Genomic DNA, 16,634 nt, shown 5'->3' on the forward strand with positions numbered 1-16,634 from the left:
GGACCGGCGCGGTGCGGACCGGCGTCGTGCGAACCGTGCGCCCCGGTGCCGTACGGACCGCGCGTCCCGGCGCCCTGCGGACCGTCCGCTCCGAGCGGGCTGTCCGGTGCGGGTGTGGTGCTCGCGCCCTTGTGGGGTGGTGTCATGGGGCGGGTTCCTCCCCCTCGTGCGGGTCGGGCCGGTGGCCCTGGTGCGGGTCGTGCCGCTGGTCGTCGGGCGGGCTGTGGGCGGGCCGGGTGTGCGGCTCCTGGCCCGGATCGCCGGGCGGGGCTCCGCCTGGCGATCCGGCCCCGCCGGCGGCGGGGGCGTCCGGGAGGGTCGGCGAGTGGCCGCCGTACGGGGCGGGCGGCACCGGCGGCAGCTGTGCCGTCGCGGCCTCCGAGCCGTACGCCGAGTGCTGCTGCTCCTGCGGCTGCCGGGACTGCTGCGGGTGCGGCGGCACAGGTGGCGCGGACGCGGACGGCGGCCCCGGCTCGGGCGCCCACGGCCCCGGCTCGGCGGCGTGGGCGGGGGCGGACTCGTGCCGTGCGGGCAGCGTCACCACCGCGGCGGCCAGCGCCAGCAGGGCGAGCGCCTGTGCCGTGTGTCCGAAGGCGCCCCGACCGTCCGCGAGCGTCGACCCGGCACCGAGGGCCGCGACCACCCCGGCGCCCGCCATGGCCACCAGTGCCACCGGCGCCAGTACGCCGGGCCGCAGCCGGGCGGCCACCGCCAGCGCGGGTACGACCAGCGCGTACGGACCCGCGACCAGCGCGACCACCAGGGTGAGCGCCGCGGTGCCGAGGACCCAGCCGGGCGCGGGCACCGGATCACGGTCCTCCCCGGCTCCCAGCGGCGTACCGCGCCGCGCACCGATGAAGGCCAGGCACAGCAGTGCGGCGATGCCCAGCCCGCCCCCGACGAGCCCGGCCGTGTACCAGGTGGCGGGCTCGTACTCCAGCTTGACCGTGCCCGTCTCGCCCGCCGGGACGAGGAAGCCCTGCTGCCAGCCGTCGAGCCGCAGTGGGCGCAGTTCCTTGCCGTTGAGGGTGGCCTTCCAGCCGTCGTTGGCGTTCTCGTGCGTCTGGAGGTAGGCGGCGGGACCGTCTCCCACCTCGACGGTGCGCTCGTCGCCCGCCCAGTCGCGGGCGACGCTCTTGCGGTCACCGGAGTCGGCGGCCTGCGCGGCGTCGGACTGCCGGGTGTCGTCGGCAGCCGGGCCGTCTGCTGCGGCCTTCGGGGCGGCGCCCTGGTCGCCGCTGCCCAGGGTGACATCGGTGATCGCCAGCGGTCCGGTGTCACCGGCTTCCACGGTGTGGGCCCCGGCGTCCAGCTCCAGGCTGCCGTCCTTGGCCTCGCCCGCGCACAGTTCCACGTCGATGGGGCGCCGCTCGGTCAGATCGCGGACCTTCCCGGACGCCTTGGTCGTGTGCAGCGTGCCGTCGACGGCGAGCGCCGGGCCCTTGCCGCAGGGCAGTTCGAACTTCTGGTCGGCGTCGGGGGCGGGCACCCGGAAGTCGTCCAGTGCCGGCAGATAGACCTCGTTGAGCCCGACGGGCAGCTGGAGCTTCCGGTCGGCAACGGGGTTGTGGACGGTCAGCGGCTTGGTTTTGGTGACCGTCAGCGTCATCCGGTTCGTCTCGATCGGTTCGAAGCGCGCCTGGCCGTTCTTGTCGACCTCGGCTGTCGTCGCGCCGTCCGGCGAGCTGATCCGCACCTCCTCGGCCGCCGTGGAGATACCGCCTGCCGGGGCGAGGACGATCTCGCCGATCTCCCGCTTCTCGGGCCACTTGAGCCGGATGGTCGGCTTGTCGCCCGCGATCCACGCGGTGGACAGGTTCCCGTCCACCAGATTGCGTGCGCTCAGCGAGGTGCCGGTCTTGGCCGTCGAGTCGACCGACGCCGTGATCCGGTCGCGCGACCCGGGTGCTGCCTCGTCCAGCAACCGGTCGAGTTCGCGGCCCGGTACGGGCAGCGCACGTGCCCGCACGTCGTAGTCGGAGCGCGCAGCAGTGCTGAACTTCCGGTGCAGCCCGACCTCCGAGGAGACCGGTGAGAGGCCGCCCGGATCGTCACCCCGGTGCAGCGAGACCAACTCACTGTCCGCACGGGCGTTCTCGGAGTCCGTCGGAAGCTTCAGCAGCCGGGTCACCTGCACATCAGGAATGTCGATCTCCGAGAACCCGGCGCCGGAGAGTCCGGCCCGGGGCGGCTGCGCGTCGGTGATGGTCAGCTTCAGCCACCGTGCCGCGCCCTGCGGTGCCTTGATCTTCTGCCGTTCCCCGGTGGGCCGCAGGAAGCTGGAGGCGGTGCCCCGGTCGGTCTCCACCTGTACGCGGGTGGGTGCCGCACGGGTGGCGTCCCCGGGCAGCGGAACCACCTCGATCTGCCGGGGGATGTCCACAGCGCCCCGGAACTCGGCCTTGATCCACTGTCCTTCGGGCTCGCCTGCCGAGCCCTCGGCCCAGGCGGTGTCCGGATTGCCGTCGAAGGCTCCCACCGGTTCGTACTGCGGCAGGTGGAAGAGCCAGTTGCCGCTGCTGGAAGCCGTCACGGATTTCGCGCCGCGCAGCACCGACGTCGTCTGGTGCCGGGTGCCCTCGATGGGCAGGATCTGCTTCGGCTTCTCGCCGGGCTGCTGGAGGCTGTCGGGATGGTTCCGCTCGTCGGCGGTGTAGGTGTAGGAGGTGTTGGTGTTGACGAGACCGAAGCGGGTGTCGGCGCGCCGCAGCCCGTCGCCCTTGACCTGGAGGGACGGGGTTCCCAGGCCCGGGTGGTTGTCGCCGGTCAGCACGGTCGGCCTGCCCTTGATCCGCTCGTCGGCCGCCAGCGGCAGCAGGGCCTCGGGGCCGCCGCTGACCTGAGCTGTCCGCGAGACGGGCTTGAGCGCCACCCTCTTGGGACGTGCGGTGTCCGTCGGCTCGTAGATCTCCACCGCCCGCTGGCGCGGGTAGAAGCCCGCCACCTGCACGGGGGTGTCCTCGGGGATACGGCCTCCGGTCAGTGTCGGACCGAACGCCTTCACCTTCCGGTAGCCGGATGCCTCCAGGGTGCGTTTGACGATCTGCGGTGGGACATAGCCCAACTGGTCCGGGTCCAGGTCGTTGCGTACGACGACGTCGTAGAGGCCCGCGCGGGCCAGGAAGTCGGCCAGTCCGGGTACTTCGCCGCCGCTCATCAGCGCCTGTTCCACCGCGTCGGTCGCCCTGCGGTTGCCCGGGGTGCCGAACGGCACGTAGTCGCGCTGCGCCCAAGGGGACTCGGCGAGCACATCCAGCGGCTGGTCGATGGGAGAGCCCCAGCTGTAGATGCCGTGCGCTGTCGCCGGGGTGACATAGGCGCGGGTGTGCGGGCTGCGCTTCTTCAGCCAGTCGGCCGTCTGCTGCCAGTGCTTGGGCAGCTTGTCGAAAGCGCCCGGCTGCAGAATGTCCCCGTTGACGTACGGCAGGCACAACCCGGGCAGTACGGCAAGCGTCGCCGCCCACAGCAGCAGTCTGCGGCCCGGCAGTGCCCTGGTTCCCCGGACGCTGAGAGCGACGGCCGTCAGATGGGCGAGCCCGAAGCTGAGCGCGAGGGCGAGCCCCGGCTGGAACTTGTAGATGTTGCGGAACGGGCGCAGCCAGCCGTCCAGCCAGCCCTGGATCTGCTCGGCGAACGGTGCGCCCAGCGCTCCCGCGTACCCGGCGAGCATGATGCCGGTGACGGTCACCGTCGTCAGCAGCAGCCAGCGGCGCTCCGGCAGATCGCGGCGGGCCAGCCCGGCCAGCCCCAGCGCGGCGGCGAAGGCACCGCCGAGAACGGCCGGCCAGCCGGCCGCCACCGTCCATCCGGCGGGCAGCCATGGTTCGCCGAAGTTCAGATAGGCCGTCCAGTTGCCGCTGCCGCGCAGCATCTCGGTGGCCGACATGGTGCCTGTGGTGGTCTCGGCGTTCTCCACGTACGGCATGAAGTCCTCGCCGTACGTGCCGAGCAGCAGCAGCGGCACCCACCACCAGATGGTGGCCAGCACGACGCCCGGCAGCCACCAGGCCAGCAGGGTGCGGCGGGTGCGTCCGGTGCGGGTGGCGACGTACAGCAGCGCGGGCAGCAGCGCGGCGAGCGTGGAGGCCGCGTTGACGCCGCCCATGAAGGGGATCGCCAGCGCCGAGCGGGCGGCCGCCACCCGGGGCGCCACCAGGGTGCCGGTCAGCGGCAGCAGCACCCACGGCAGAACGGCACCCGGCAGCGCGGCGGCCGAGGTGGAGCCGATCACGATGGTGTAGGTGGGCCACAGGGCGTAGACCACAGCGGCCGGCAGCCTGGTGGCGCTCGTGCCCACCCCGAGCCGTTCGGCCAGCCGCAGCGCCCCCCAGAAGGCCGCGGAGACGATCAGCGACATCCACAGCCGCTCGGCCAGCCAGGTCGGTATCTGGAGCAGATCGGTCAGCCCGTAGTACGGCAGCGCGGGGAAGAGATAGCCGACGTACTGGTCGGCGATCCCCCCGAACCCGCCCCGGTCGTGCCACAGCTGCCCCAGGTCACCCAGGAACTGCCAGGGGTCGGCCGCCACGCCCAGCTTGGTCTCGAACGTCATCTTCCCCGGAGACTTGGCGAGGAAGGCGACCAGCACGACCGCCCAGAAGCCGAACAGCCAGCGCCGCCCCCTGGGGCGCTCCGGAGGGGGAGCGGGCCGCGGGGACGGAGCCGGGGCCTGGGGTGGCGCCTGGACGGTCGTGGTCATGTGGGACACCGCCGGAGGATGAGGAGGAGGTTCCAGGTGGCGAACTCGCGCAGCCCGGGGACGCGGGTGATGGCACCCGCGAGGAACGGCCAGTAGCGGGAGCGGGCAGTAACGAGCTCCACGTCGTCCCGGGCGCGCACGTGACGGAGGGTGGGTCCGATGTGCACGGCGAACAGGTTCTCGCCGAGGGTGTGCTTGGCGGGGCGGCCGGTACGGCGCCGGTAGCGGGCGCGGGCGCGTTCGGCCCCCAGGTAGTGCCAGGGGGCCGTCTCATGGCCGCCCCAGGGGGAGTACCAGTTGGTGAACGACACATAGATCAGCCCGCCGGGGCGGGTCACGCGGATCATCTCGGACAGGAAGGTCTGCGGATCGGCGACGTGTTCGAGCACATTGGACGAGAAGCACACGTCCGCCGCCCCGTCGGCCAGCGGCAGCAGATAGCCGTCGGCCACGACCGCGCCTTCCGGCTTGCGGCCGCCCGCGTGCAACTCCCGCGGATCGGGCTCGAACAGGTAGCAGAGTGCCTGCCGGCGGCGGAACTCCTCGGTGAAGTGCCCGCTGCCGCCGCCGACGTCCACGACGGTGCGGCCCTCCAGCGGAACCAAGCGCGCGACCTGTTGCACCGCGTCCCGCGCGAGCAGGCCGTAGCAGTGCTCCGGGTCCGACTGCTCGCGCAGGAAGGCCCGGAAGAGCGCGACGGATCGTCTGATGGAGGGGTCCCGCACGCCCTGTCACCACCCCACGGGAACGGGACCGGGGACCGGATGGGCGGAGTCCCCGCCCGGGTCGGTGCGGCCGAAAGCGGGCGACGAGGGGGAGCCGACGGCGCGGGCGTACGCCTCTGCCGCGACGGCCCGGAAACCGCGCACCGTGTGGGCCCAGCGGAACCGGGCCGCCCTGCGCTCCGCCGCGCGGCCCAGCGCCAGCCGGCGTTCGGCCGACAGCGCCAGTGCGCACCAGTGCGCGGCGAACGAACTCTCGCCGCGCGCCAGCAGACCGGTCACCCCGTCCTCGACCGAGTCGCGCAGCCCGGGGATGTCGAAACCGACCGCGGGGGTGCCGCGCGCCGCGGCCTCCATGACGACCAGCCCCCACCCTTCCACCAGAGAGGGGTGCAGCAGCATCCAGGAACGGCACAGCAGCCGGTGCTTCTCGCCCTCACTGATGTGCCCGGTGAAGGTGACACCGGGTCCGGCCATGGCCTCCAGTGCCGGCCGCTCCGGGCCGTCGCCGACGATGACCAGCCGGCCGCCGGTGACCGGCCTGACCCGTTCCCACAGGCGCAGCAGCAGATCGATCCGCTTGTACTCGACAAGTCGCCCCATGGCCAGGAACAGCGGCTCGGGCGACTTGGGGTGCGGCGGACCCGGCTCCTCGACACCGTTGTGGACGATGCGGATCTCCTCCTCGGGCACCCCGATCCCGGTCAGCGCCCGCGCGGTCGACCCGGAGACGGCGACCTTCAGGTTGTGCCGGTGGTTGCGGGCCAGCGCCCAGTGTTCGAGCTGCCGGCCCAGCCGCGCGGCAGGAGCCGGATAGCGCATGCCCCACAGGTCGGTGTGCACGTGGTTGACGAAGCAGAGCGTCGGTCCGCGGTGCCACAGGGGCGCGAGGTACGGCATGCCGTTGCAGACCTCCACCAGGAGATCGCAGTCGCCGATCTGCCGGGCGAAGGCGCTGCGGGCGCGCAGGAAGTGGGTGGTGTCGCTCCCCGCCGACACGACGCGGTAGTCGCGGTAGGCGGCGGGACCACCGCACAGCAGGGTGACTTGGTGGCCGTGGAGGGTGAGGCCTTCGGCGATCCGGTCGATCAGCAGCTCGGAGCCGCCTGCGGCCGGGTTGCCGAGGTCGCGCCGGGCCAGGAAGACGATGCGGCGGGGAGACCCTGGATCGGCCGGACGCTGCCTGCGCGGGGCGGAGCCCTGCCCGGTGGCGGGGGCAGGCGCGAGGGCGGTGTGCTGGCCGTGTGGGGGGACCAGGGAGGGTCGTACGTGCTGGGGCATTGGTGCTCCAACTCGTCTCAGGGTGCGGTAGGAACCGATGCGGTGGGGGCCGTCTCGGACGAGGTCGTCTCGGTGAGGCTTGTGGGGTCGGTGGGGCTTGTGGGTTGGTCGGTCGGTGGTGCTGGTGAATCGGTCGTGGGGCGGGCGGGGAGCTGTGCGGTGCGGGGGTCGTGCGTGGCGGTGAAGCCGTTGTGTCGCGGTGAGTCGCTGCGGTTCGTCGCTGGTTCGTAGCTGTGGTGAGCCGTTGTCGTGAGCGGTGTCGTGAGCCGGTGCGGTGGCGGTGAAGCCGTTGCTGTTGCGTCGCGGTGCATTGCGGTGCGTTTGCGGTGCGTTTGCCGTGGGGCCTGTGCGTTGCGGTGCGTTTGCAGTGGAGCTCGTGCGTGGCAGTGCGTTGCCTCGCCTTGCGCAGAAGATGCGAAGGCTCTGCGGGGGCCGTGCGCGCGGGGTGTGCGGGGCGGTGCGCGTCGGATGGCTCAGTGTTTGCCGCAGTGTTCGCGGGTGGCTACTCACCGGAGTGACAATTTTGCTCCGGAATGAGCCTGATGCTTCATCACTTCGCGCTCTGTCGCGTGTTCAACCATTCCCGGCCGGGATGAGCCGGGACCGCCGATGCTCAACCGTGCGCACACGCCACCCTCATCCCTCGGCCCGGCCGTCCGGGGCGTGCCGCGCCCGGCTCGCGGTGGGGCGGCCCCTGGCGACCAGTACGGCCCCCGCCACCGCGCACACCCCGCCGGCCGTCACCGCGCCGATGGGAGCGACACTGCCGACCAGCCGCAGCCGCGAGTTGTCGTCCTTTGCCAGGTCGACGGCCTCCTGCTGGGTCTTCTTGGTGAAGGCCAGCTTGTCGCTCTGCAGCAGCGTCACCTTGTCTTCCTTGCCGCCAGGTGCGCGCAGCACCAGCTTCGGCCCCGTCGCCGCGTACAGGATGCGGCCGGTGCGCTGGTCGACGATGAAGTCCAGGCCCGAATTCGAGTACCACTCCTCGGCGTTGACCTGGCCGCTCTTGGGCCGGTCCACGAGCAGTCCGGGCACCTGCCGGGTGCCGGCCCGGGTGGGCTTCACCGTCCCGGTGAAGCGCAGCCCCTCGTGGCCGCGCACCTTCGCCTCGCCCTTGTAGCGCAGCGGGACGGTGGCCCCCAGGCTGCTGTCCCACCAGGAGTAGTCGCGCTTCTCCACGTCGAACGGCCACTTCAGATACGCCTCTCCGGCGATGTCCTTCGGCTTTGAGCGGCAGCAGTTCACCGGCCGGTTGCTCTTGCGGTCGGTCACCAGGCGCTCGGTCGTCCACTGGAACGACTTGCGTGGGTCGTCCAGTTTGCGGGTCTTGGGGTTGTCGATGGTCTGTGAGACGTTCCACACGGCCCGCCCGCTCTTCTCACTGGCCGCGACGTCTCCCAGCACGCGCCGGGTGACGGTGAGCTTCTGGTCGCTCTTGGTCTTGAGTTCCTGCTGGTCGAAGTACTTGCCCGTGCCGGTGAAGACCGAGGTGATGTTCACATCGGTGGGAGTGCGCTTCGCCCGTGGTTCGACGTACCAGGCGAGCATCGGCGAGAGCACGAGCAGGAAGACGCCGAGGCCCAGCAGGATCAGGGCGAGAGGCGATGCGGTACGGCGCATGGCGGGGCACTCCGAGGGTGGTCTTGGCCCGCACGCAGGGACGATCCTGCGGCAGGTGCGGCGCTACGACGGGGAAGTGCACGTTCGATGATGGGCCGCCCGACCACGTGAAGGGAACGGTCAGTTCGTCTGGACGGTCCGTATGGGCCGGAAACCGTAGGCCGTCTCTTGACACCGAGTCAATGCCCGTCGACACTCGGCACCTCACAAGGGGTTGGCTCCTGGGGCGGGGCCGTCGCACCGAACCGTCATGTTTCCGCGTGGCGGGTACGGCCACCACGGCACCGACAAGAGAGGTTCGCCTCCGCCATGCACAGACTCCTCGCCGCCGCGCTCACCTGCGTGGTCGCCGCCGGTCTCGCCGTCGGCGCGGGCTTCGGCATCGTCGCCGCGCTCAATGCCGCACCGGAGCAGCCCAACGTGCCGCTGGTGCACTTCCACTCGTCACCGGACGAGGTCCCCGGCCTCGGTGAGTCCGCGTCGCCCTCCGCCTCGCCCAGCGGTTCGGCGAGTCCGTCCCGCAGCGGCGCCTCCCACGACTCCGGCGCCGCCGAGCGGTCGGAGGAGTCCCCCGGAGGCGATGACGGCGGTGCCGCTTCGTCGGCCTCGCCCGGTGCCGCGGGCAGTTCCCGGGGAGCGGAGGAGCCTGCCGCCTCCGCCACGCCAAGGGGGTGACGGTGACATCCGCGCCCGCCCGCTCGGCCTGGCAGGACGTACCGCCGCTGCGGGTACGCCAGTTCGCCGAGCGCGCCATGGCCGAGGTTCCGGTGCTCGCCCACGACATCCTCACCGCGATCCGGCGCGAGTACCCCGCCCTGCCGCAGGTGCTGGACGACTCGGGCGAGTCGATGGCGCTCATCGGTATCCGGCGCGCCCTGGAGCACTTCGTGGAGAATCTGGCCACCGGATTGGAGGCCCCGCACGTCCCCCCGCAGGTCTTCCAGGAGTTCGGCCGGGGCGAGGTCCTCCAAGGGCGCAGCCTCGACTCGCTGCAGGCCATCTACCGGCTCGGCATCCGGCTGGCCTGGCGCCGGTTCGCCGAGATCGGCACCCAGATGGAGATCCCGGCGCCCGCGATGTACGAGCTGGCCGAATCCGGCTTCCAGTACCTCGACGGCCTGGTGGCCGAGTCCGTGCGCGGCTACGCGGAGGCGGCGGCACGGCAGGCCGGCGAGCGGCTGCGGCTGCAGCGCCGGCTGCTGGACCTGCTGCTGTCCGAGCATCCGCCGCGCGGCGGCGGTGACCGTGCCGACCTGCTGGCCGACCGTGCCGCCCGCATCGGCTGGCGGATGCCGCAGACGGTGGCCGTCGCGGTGCTGGTGCGCCCTGCCCGCTCCGCCGTTCCACCCGCCGTGGGCGACGAGGTTCTGCTCGACATGGAGTGCGAGCAGCCCCGCATGGTGGTGCCCGAGCCGGAGGCGGCCGGCAGACCGGAGCTGCTGCGCCGGGCAACCGCCGGCTGGTCGGGCGCCGTGGGGCCTCCGGTGCCGCTGGCCGACGCCGTCAAGTCGCTGCGCTGGGCCCGGTCCGCTGTCGCCCTGATGGAGCGCGGGCTGCTACCGGGCGGCGAGTTGCTCTACTGCACCGAGCACACCGAAGCACTGGTGCTGCTGCCGCCCGAGGAACTGATCGCCGGCCTGTCACGGCGCCGGCTGGCACCCCTGGAGTCGTGCGGCCCCGCCCACAGCCGTCGGCTGGCCGAGACGCTGCTGGCCTGGCTGGAGACCCGCGGCGGCGCCCCGGAGGTGGCGGGGCGGCTGGGCGTCCACCCGCAGACGGTGCGCTACCGGCTGCGCCAGATCCGGGAACTGTGGGGCGACGAGATCGACGACCCCGACAGCCGCTTCGAGCTGGAACTGGTGCTGCGCTCGATGCGGTTGCGCGGCGAACTGGGGCCGCACTAGCGGAAAGCGGTGGTGCTCGCGCTGCCCGTGCTGCCGCTCACCAACCGGTGCGGCGCTCCATCCGCGTCCCGGCGATCCGGGAGAACACCATGATGTCGCTCGGTTCCTCGACCGTCGTGCGGTGCCAGCGGCCCCGGGGCACGACGTAGGCCGTGCCCGGGGTGAGTCTGGCCACCAACTCACCGTCCGGGTCCCGAGGGTCGTCCTCCTTGCGCAGGTACACCCGCACCGCGCCGCTCAGTACGCACAGCACCTCTTCGCCGTCCGAGTGCTGCTCCCAGGACTCGGGATGTGCGTCGGCGTCGCTGTCGACGTGCAGCGTCACCACCGTCCAGCCGGCGAGGTCGGGCGACATCCGGCGCTGCTCGGTGCGTACGTCACCTGCCGGGCCGAGCCGGAACATCGAAGAGAACAGATCCACCGCGGTCATTGCCGCCCCCTCATCACCAAGTACGGTGTACGTCAACGATTGTCAGTGCAACACGTACGCCGTACGTGGGTCAAGGCCCGACCCCCGAGCGTGATCCCGGGAGGATCGGCGGAAAGGCGGATGTCCGGTGCCCGCACCGAAGAAGTTCAGCAGGGATCAACTCGCCTCGGCGGCACTTGAGTTGGCCGACGAGAAGGGGCTGGACGCCCTCTCGATGCGGGCACTGGCGGCCCGGCTGGGTACGGGTCCGATGACGCTCTACAACTATGTGGACGGGCGCGACGAGCTGGAGTCGCTGGTCATCGAAGCCGTCGTCCGGCACGCCGCGTATCCGCCCCGGCCCGCGGCCGACTGGCGCGAGGAGGTCCGCACGCTCGCGGAGTCGTACTGGACCACCATCCGCAGGCACCCCCAGGTCGTGCCGCTGATCGTGGCGCGCCGTACGACGGACGAACCGACCCTGGAGTTCGGGGAGCGGATGCTGGAGGCGCTGGCCAGGAGCGGCAGATCGGGCCGGGAGCTGCTGGTGGCCTTCCGGCTGGTGGTCGGGTTCATCATCGGCTTCGCGCAGGGCGAGGCCGGAGCCCAGGCCTTCAGCCCGGCGGGCGGTACGGCCGACGAGGTGATTCAGCGCGGGCGGACGCTCCCGGCCGAGCGCTATCCGCGGGTGGTGGAGATCGCCACGGCCTCGGCCCGGGGGGACCGCGCCGAGGAGTTCCGGGCGGGCCTCGACCTGCTGGTGGCGGGGCTCAGTGCGGGGGCTCGCCCAGCATCCGCTTGAGCAGATCGCGCAGGAGCCTTCGCTCGGCGAGGGTGAGCCCCTGGAGGGGTTCCCCGGCGAAATCCAGCTCGCCGCGCAGCCGGGCCGCTGTCGCCCGTCCCTCCTCGGTGGCGGCCGCGATCTTGACGCGGCGGTCGGCGGGATCGGGTCTGCGCTCGACCAGGCCGCGCGACTCCAGGCGGTCGACTATGCCCGTCACGTTCGAGGGCTCGCACTTGAGGTGGCGGGCGAGCTGCCGCATCGGTGCGGGCTCCCGCGCCAGCAGGGCGAGGACCCGGGCCTGGGCGCCGGTCAGCGCGTGCTCGGCAGCGGCCAGCTCGTACTCCTCGTGATAGCGCGCGACCACCGTGCCGATCAGCTCGGCCACCTCGACGGTGAGCGCATCCGGGGCGCGACTCTCTGCTGCTGCCATACGACCAGCCTAGCGCAATGCTTGACAACATGAAATATCCAGGAGCATGGTTGTTTCAGTACCTGAAGCAATTCCAGGAGGCGACAACGTGACCTCATCCGTATCCCCCGACTCCGCCGAGAACCGGATCCCGGCCACCGGACGGGCCTGGCATCTGACCGAGCGGCCGCAGGGCTGGCCGACCCCGGACGGCTTCGCCCTCCGGGAGGAGCCGGTCCGGGCCCCGGCCGAGGGACAGATCCTGGTGCGGAACATCCACCTGTCCGTGGACCCGTACATGCGCGGCAGGATGAGCGCGGCGAAGTCGTATGTGGAGCCGTTCAAGCTCAACGAGCCCATGACCGGCGGCGCCATCGGTGTCGTCCTCGCCTCGGAGGACCCCGGATTCGCGCCCGGCGACCATGTGCTGCACGACCTGGGCTGGCGGGAGTACGCCACGCTGCGGGCCAAGTACGCCACCAAGGTCGACGCCGAGGCGGCCCCGCTGTCCACCTACCTCGGAGTGCTGGGCATGCCGGGCCTGACCGCCTACGCCGGCCTGCTGAGGGTGGCCGACTTCAAACCCGGCGACGCGGTGTTCGTCTCCGGGGCGGCCGGCGCGGTCGGCAGCGAAGTCGGACAGCTCGCCCGGCTGAAGGGCGCCTCCAGGGTGATCGGTTCGGCCGGCTCCGACGAGAAGGTCAAGGTGCTGACCGACGAGTACGGCTTCGACGCGGCCTTCAACTACAAGAACGGCCCGGTCGCCGAGCAGCTGAAGGAGGCGGCGCCGAGCGGTATCGACGTCTACTTCGACAACGTCGGCGGTGACCACCTGGAAGCCGCCATCGCCGCCATGAATCTGCACGGCCGCATCGCCGTGTGCGGAATGATCTCCCAGTACAACGCCACCGAGCCGACCCCGGCCCCGCGCAATCTGGCCCAGATCATCGCCAAGCGCTTCCGGATGGAAGGGCTCCTGGTCATGGACCACTACGACCTCCAGCCGAAGTTCGTCGAGGAAGTGGCCCCCTGGGTGCGCTCGGGCGAGCTGAAGTACCGGGAGACCGTGGTCGAGGGCATCGACAACGCCCTGGACGCCTTCCTGGGCCTGCTGCGCGGCGAGAACGTGGGGAAGATGATCGTCACTCTCGACGACTGAGCCGCGGTCTCGACCGGGCTCCCTGCCCCGCCTCCGGGTCGAACACATACGCTGGTGCACGTACCGGCGGGAGCACGGGCGCGAGTTCCCCCGGTCGTGCCATCAACAGGAGGACATCCATGGCAATACAGCCGATCGACGTCAAGTACACCGCCGTCGCCACCGCTGAGAACGGCCGTGACGGCCGCGTGGCAAGCGACGACGGCCAGCTCGACGTCGTCGTCAACCCGCCCAAGGCGATGGGCGGCAGCGGGGCGGGCACCAACCCCGAGCAGCTCTTCGCCGCGGGGTACAGCGCCTGCTTCCAGGGTGCGCTCGGCGTGGTGGCCCGCAAGGAGGGCGCCGACATATCCGGCTCGACCGTCACCGCCGAGGTCGGCATAGGCAACACGCCGGAGGGCGGCTTCGGTCTCACCGTCGCCCTGCGGGCCCGGATTCCGAACGTGGACGAGGCCACGGCCAAGGAGCTGCTGGAGAAGGCCCACCAGGTCTGCCCGTACTCCAACGCCACGCGCGGAAACATCGAGGTCACACTGCAGGTCGCCTGACGCGGCCCCGGGCCGCGGGCGCCGCAGCGTGGGCGCGCTCCGCGGCCCGGGCTCCGGGCCCCGGCCGCCGGTGCCCGGAGTTCCGGTGCCCTGGGTCCGGTACCCGGCACCCGGCCCCGGCCTCCGTACCCGGGTTCCGCTCCAGGTGGCCCCAAGGCAGCGGCTTCGGCCCCGTGCGGTGCCCGAGTCCCCCGTGGAGGCGCTAGTCGGCGGAGCGCCGTGCGGTGATCTGCCCGTATGCCAGTTCCGCGAGGCTGCGCTGGCCCTCCTTGCTGGGATGGAACCAGTCCCAGTTGCTCAGCTCGGCCCCCGTGAAGCGGTAGTTGAAGACCGCCCCGTTGTCGTAGCGGCAGCGCAGATCCTTGGCGCACTCCGTCTTGAGCACGGTGTTGTAGGCAATCACCCGGTCGTGGACCTCCTGCCGCCGCTCCTGGTCGGCCGCGTCCGTCGACTGCGGGTCCTTGAGCATCGACTGGCAGATGCCCAGCCCCCACACCCGCTGCCCTATCGGGTTCTTCCTGCCCTCCCGCCACAGCCGCTTGAGGTTGGGGACGCTGGAGACGTACACCTGCGTCTTGGGTGCTTCGCTGCGCAGTGCCTGCAGCCCCGCACGGAAGTCGGCACGGAACTGCTCGACGGACGTCATCTGCCCGACCGTGGGGCGGCAGGCGTCGTTGGCTCCGCTCATGACGGTCACCATGTCCGGCTTGTGGGCCGCGGCCTTGCGCATCTGCTCCGGCAGGTCGGCCATGACCGCGCCGCTGGCCGCGTAGTTCCAGCTCTCCTTCTTCGGGTCGCTCAGCAGCCGCCGCGCCAGGCTGTCGACACCGGCTGCCGTGCCGGTGGCCCACGACACCTTGGTGCAGTCGGCGAGCAGGGAACAGGCGTCGAACCCGCGGGTGATGGAGTCGCCGACCGCTGCCAGCGAGTCCGGGCTGCGGTCCCAGATCCGCCGTGGGCTGGGTTCGGGGTGGGGGCGTGAGGAGCCTTCGGCGCGCTGCTCGCCGCGCTTGTCGCCTCCACCCGAGGAGCCGCCACACGCCACGGCGAGGATCAGGCCCGCTACGGTCATCAGGATGAAAGCGCAGATCGCGACGGTGCGGGACCGTTTCGGCGCGCCGGGGCGCGGACGCGCTGGACGTGCGTTCCCCGGCTCGTGGCTCTCCGTCATCCGACCCCCTGTTTCACCCGTGCCCGACCGACGGTACGTCACCCACCGTGCGCCGCCGCGCGATAGCTTGTGCCGTGGTCGGTGTTTGTGCCGTGGCCGGTGCGTGGCTGAGCCGATCGGCACAGCGACTGGTAAATATTACCTCGCGTCACTTCCTGTCCCTTTCGGGGAGAATTGGGCGCAATGGTGTTTACTATTCGTAACCTCGGGAGCTGTAGGGAAGTGACCGGTGGTGCAAAAATGTCAGGCGCTTTTCCGGCGCGTGACCGGTAGGTGATCGAGGCCGCCCGGTGGCGACCCTCGGAGCGCACTGGAGGTCCCGGTGACGACACGTGGAGTTCTGTACGTCCACTCGGCGCCCCGCGCCCTGTGCCCGCACGTCGAGTGGGCCGTCGCGGGCGTGCTGGGCGCTCGCGTCAACCTCGACTGGATCAGACAGCCCGCCTCGCCCGGCACCTGGCGTGCCGAGTTCTCCTGGCAGGGCGATCCGGGCACCGCCTCCAAGCTCGCCTCCGCGCTGCGCGGCTGGCATCTGCTCCGCTTCGAGGTGACTGCCGAGCCGTGCGCGACGGCGGAGGGCGAGCGGTACAGCTCCACACCCGACCTCGGCATCTTCCACGCGGTCACCGGCATGCACGGTGACATCCTCATTCCGGAGGACCGGCTGCGGGCCGCCGTCGCCCGCGCGGGGCGCGGCGAGAGCGAGTTGGAGGCCGAGATCTCCAAGCTGCTGGGCAAGCCCTGGGACGACGAGCTGGAGCCCTTCCGCTACGCCGGAGAGGGCGCGCCCGTCCGCTGGCTGCACCAGGTCGTCTGAGACCAGGTCTCGGGGACCAGGTCGTCGGGCACCGGCCGAGGTCTGCCGCGCCGCGTGCCGCTTGCCTTCGAGGGCGCTCGAACGCCTACCGTTCCCGCATGCTTGACGAAAACTCGGTCGCAGTGCTCGGAACCGGCACCATCGGGGCCGCCATGGCCCGCAATCTCTCCGCCGCCGGGCTTTCGGTCCGCGCCTGGAACCGCACCCGCGCCAGGGCCGAGCCGCTGGCCGGCCACGGCGTCACCGTCATGGACGAGGCGGCCGAGGCCGTACGCGGTGCCGGCACTGTGCTGACCTCCCTCCACGACGGTCCCGCCGTGCTGGCGGCCATGGGTGCCGCGGCGCCGGGCCTGGCAGAGGGCACCGTATGGGTCCAGGCCAGCACCGTCGGGCCGGACGGGCTCGCGCCGCTGGCCGAGTTCGCCCAGGCGCACGGGCTGCGGCTGCTGGACGCGCCCGTACTGGGCACCAAGGCGCCCGCCGAGGCGGGAGAGCTGACCGTGCTGGTGTCCGGTGGCTCCGGCAGCCCACTCGTACGCGAGCGGGTCGCCCCCGTACTCGACGCCATCGGCGCGAAGACCCTGTGGCTCGGCGACGAGCCCGGCGCCGCCAGCCGCCTCAAGCTGGTGGTCAACAACTGGGTGCTCACCCTCATCAACGGCACCGCCGAGACACTCGCCCTCGCCGAAGGGCTCGGCGTCGAAGCCGACGACTTCCTCGGCGCCGTCGCCGGCGGCCCACTGGACGCGCCCTATCTGCAGGCGAAGGCCAAGCTGATCCTGGAGGGCGCCTACGAGGCCAGCTTCCCGCTCTCCGGCGCACGCAAGGACGCCGAGCTCATCACCCGTGCGGCACGGGACGCCGGGGTGCGGCTCGACGCCACCCCGGCGATGGCCGAGCGGCTGCGGCGCGCCGAGGCGCAGGGGCACGGCCGGGACGATGCGGCGGCCTCGTTCTTCGCCAGCTACGAGACCTCCGACTACGGCAGAGGCGACGCCCGGGGCTCCGCATAGCAGCGCACGCAAGCCAAGCAGCGCACCCAGGGTCACGAGCGCACCTGTCATCCCGGTACCCGCCATCCCGGTGCACAAGTAAGGGGCGGCCTCCAATG

14 protein-coding genes are annotated in these 16,634 nt (G+C 71.8%); 7 read left to right on the plus strand and 7 right to left on the minus strand.

Features of this window, described 5'->3' with window-relative positions; translation table 11 throughout:
• Positions 1-142 precede the first annotated feature (142 nt).
• The 4 genes from JW613_RS10610 to pgfA all read right to left on the minus strand — a co-directional run bounded on the left by JW613_RS10610 (position 143) and on the right by pgfA (position 8,322).
• A complete protein-coding gene (locus JW613_RS10610) occupies positions 143-4,699 on the minus strand; it encodes an alpha-(1->3)-arabinofuranosyltransferase domain-containing protein (RefSeq protein WP_209210498.1) in 4,557 nt (1,518 codons plus the stop codon).
• Positions 4,696-5,424: a class I SAM-dependent methyltransferase gene (locus tag JW613_RS10615; RefSeq protein WP_209210499.1), complete on the minus strand. Its 729-nt coding sequence runs from the start codon at positions 5,422-5,424 to the stop codon at positions 4,696-4,698. Before JW613_RS10615 ends, JW613_RS10610 begins: the two co-directional genes overlap by 4 nt.
• Positions 5,425-5,430: 6 nt before the next feature.
• Entirely contained in the window at positions 5,431-6,702 is a 1,272-nt protein-coding gene (locus tag JW613_RS10620; RefSeq protein WP_209210501.1) for a glycosyltransferase family 4 protein, read from the minus strand.
• Positions 6,703-7,338: 636 nt separating this feature from the next.
• Positions 7,339-8,322, minus strand: a complete 984-nt coding sequence (pgfA, locus tag JW613_RS10625; RefSeq protein ID WP_209210503.1) for a cell envelope lipid trafficking protein PgfA — start codon at positions 8,320-8,322, stop codon at positions 7,339-7,341.
• Positions 8,323-8,631: 309 nt separating this feature from the next.
• Here pgfA and JW613_RS10630 point away from each other — a divergent pair, with 309 nt between their 5' ends.
• Positions 8,632-8,997 (plus strand): hypothetical protein, encoded by a 366-nt coding sequence (locus JW613_RS10630; RefSeq protein WP_209210702.1) that lies wholly within the window; start codon positions 8,632-8,634, stop codon positions 8,995-8,997.
• Positions 8,998-8,999: 2 nt separating this feature from the next.
• Positions 9,000-10,226, plus strand: coding sequence for a PucR family transcriptional regulator (locus JW613_RS10635; protein WP_307865856.1), 1,227 nt, complete (start codon positions 9,000-9,002; stop codon positions 10,224-10,226).
• A gap of 37 nt (positions 10,227-10,263) precedes the next feature.
• Here the strand turns inward: JW613_RS10635 and JW613_RS10640 are convergent, their stop codons facing one another.
• Positions 10,264-10,656, minus strand: coding sequence for a cupin domain-containing protein (locus tag JW613_RS10640; protein WP_209210505.1), 393 nt, complete (start codon positions 10,654-10,656; stop codon positions 10,264-10,266).
• A 127-nt stretch (positions 10,657-10,783) separates the two neighbouring features.
• Between JW613_RS10640 and JW613_RS10645 the strand changes: the two genes are divergently transcribed.
• Positions 10,784-11,437 (plus strand): TetR/AcrR family transcriptional regulator, encoded by a 654-nt coding sequence (locus JW613_RS10645; RefSeq protein ID WP_209210507.1) that lies wholly within the window; start codon positions 10,784-10,786, stop codon positions 11,435-11,437.
• Here JW613_RS10645 and JW613_RS10650 read toward each other — a convergent pair.
• The gene (locus tag JW613_RS10650; RefSeq protein ID WP_209210509.1) at positions 11,406-11,849 is read right to left on the minus strand and encodes a MarR family winged helix-turn-helix transcriptional regulator; all 444 of its coding nucleotides are present in this window, start codon (positions 11,847-11,849) and stop codon (positions 11,406-11,408) included. The genes JW613_RS10645 and JW613_RS10650 overlap by 32 nt on opposite strands.
• A gap of 88 nt (positions 11,850-11,937) precedes the next feature.
• On the opposite strand from JW613_RS10650, the gene JW613_RS10655 reads away from it, so the two are divergent.
• Together JW613_RS10655 and JW613_RS10660 are read left to right on the plus strand one after the other, a co-directional pair.
• A complete protein-coding gene (locus JW613_RS10655; protein ID WP_209210511.1) occupies positions 11,938-12,987 on the plus strand; it encodes an NADP-dependent oxidoreductase in 1,050 nt (349 codons plus the stop codon).
• A gap of 119 nt (positions 12,988-13,106) precedes the next feature.
• The gene (locus tag JW613_RS10660) at positions 13,107-13,535 is read left to right on the plus strand and encodes an organic hydroperoxide resistance protein (RefSeq protein WP_099880504.1); all 429 of its coding nucleotides are present in this window, start codon (positions 13,107-13,109) and stop codon (positions 13,533-13,535) included.
• 202 nt (positions 13,536-13,737) lie between these two features.
• Here JW613_RS10660 and JW613_RS10665 read toward each other — a convergent pair whose 3' ends face one another.
• The gene (locus JW613_RS10665) at positions 13,738-14,706 is read right to left on the minus strand and encodes an SGNH/GDSL hydrolase family protein (protein ID WP_209210512.1); all 969 of its coding nucleotides are present in this window, start codon (positions 14,704-14,706) and stop codon (positions 13,738-13,740) included.
• Between the two features lie 322 nt (positions 14,707-15,028).
• Here JW613_RS10665 and JW613_RS10670 point away from each other — a divergent pair, with 322 nt between their 5' ends.
• Both JW613_RS10670 and JW613_RS10675 read left to right on the plus strand, forming a co-directional pair.
• Positions 15,029-15,523: a DUF3145 domain-containing protein gene (locus JW613_RS10670; RefSeq protein ID WP_099880502.1), complete on the plus strand. Its 495-nt coding sequence runs from the start codon at positions 15,029-15,031 to the stop codon at positions 15,521-15,523.
• A complete protein-coding gene (locus JW613_RS10675; protein ID WP_280635141.1) occupies positions 15,520-16,536 on the plus strand; it encodes an NAD(P)-dependent oxidoreductase in 1,017 nt (338 codons plus the stop codon). The genes JW613_RS10670 and JW613_RS10675 overlap by 4 nt, the downstream gene beginning before the upstream one ends.
• Positions 16,537-16,634 lie beyond the last annotated feature (98 nt).

This window comes from Streptomyces smyrnaeus (assembly GCF_017676345.1).
GTDB classification, from domain to species: Bacteria; Actinomycetota; Actinomycetes; order Streptomycetales; family Streptomycetaceae; genus Streptomyces; species Streptomyces smyrnaeus.